Source organism: Candidatus Protochlamydia sp. W-9 (genome assembly GCF_001950615.1).
GTDB lineage: Bacteria > Chlamydiota > Chlamydiia > Chlamydiales > Parachlamydiaceae > Protochlamydia > Protochlamydia amoebophila.
Genome location: NZ_BCPZ01000230.1, coordinates 1 through 1059 on the forward strand (window position 1 = coordinate 1; position 1059 = coordinate 1059).

A 1059-nucleotide genomic window follows, 5' to 3' on the forward strand; every position below is an offset into this window, starting at 1 on the left:
AAGAACAAAAGCAGTTAGCTACCGAACTCGCCAAATGGCATTACAAGCAAGGAAAACAAGAACGGCTAAATAAGAAACAATTTAAAGATCCCATCAATGCTCTTCATTACGCAGTAAAGGCTCAGAGTATCTCGATGGATTCCACGGAATCCCAACGCCAAGCTTCTCGCTACTTTAAAGTCGCTTCAACGTCCCTTAGCGTCTTTAAGCAACGTTTGAAAAAAGCAAGAGCCGAAGATAAGAGTCAGGAAGTCGTGCAACTCATCACAAATCTTGAAACACGTTTTAAAGCGATCTGCTGCGAGGGTGAAAAGCATGCTTTGATTAAATTATTCTATAAACAAGTACGTAAACTTATAGCGGCTATATTTAGCAAGCGAGGGGGACAAAAGCCGATAGAGGCAAGTGGACTGCATCATCTAAAACCAACGATGGACCATTATTTAAACAGTAAATCTCTTCCCACGACTTGTTTTATCACAACGACATACCGAAAAAAATTGGATACTTATCGCGCAAGCTTTCATACGCTCTATCAGCAGGCGATCAATCCGCAGAAGTTCACGATTGAAGAGGTACGTGCTTTGCAAAAAAAAGTTTCGACGGACTTGATCAAGTTATTGCACACTTTAGTCAAAGATGCCATTGCCATTCTAGGAGATCCTCCTTGCTTATATGATTTACGGGCAATGGGATCTCTAGCCAAAGAAGAGGTCTGCCCCTATTCAGACTTGGAATGGTGCATTCTCATTGAAGAAATTGAGTATCAACCTTACTTTGTGAAATTAGCTCGCCTGTTAGAACTACAAATAATAACCTTGGGAGAGGATCCAGCGCAAGGATTGCCCGTTTTTACTTGCATCGGGACTAAACACCGCTCCGGTTTCCATGTCGATTCTGGTGGCAATCCAGCTGTTGTCACTGATCTTATCCACACCCCCGATGGATTGGCTCAGATGCAAAAAATAGAGGAGTATCGTTCTAATTCTCATAGTAATACGCTGCGCAAAACGATTTCTTTTCATCAAAGCACTCCTAAGCTCTTTGTCCTTTACCAAG

At 42.1% G+C, this 1059-nt stretch carries 1 pseudogene; it reads left to right on the forward strand.

Going from position 1 to position 1059, the window contains the following annotated elements:
* Nucleotides 1-1059 (forward strand): annotated as a pseudogene (locus BU804_RS07435) (DUF294 nucleotidyltransferase-like domain-containing protein); the annotation flags it as partial.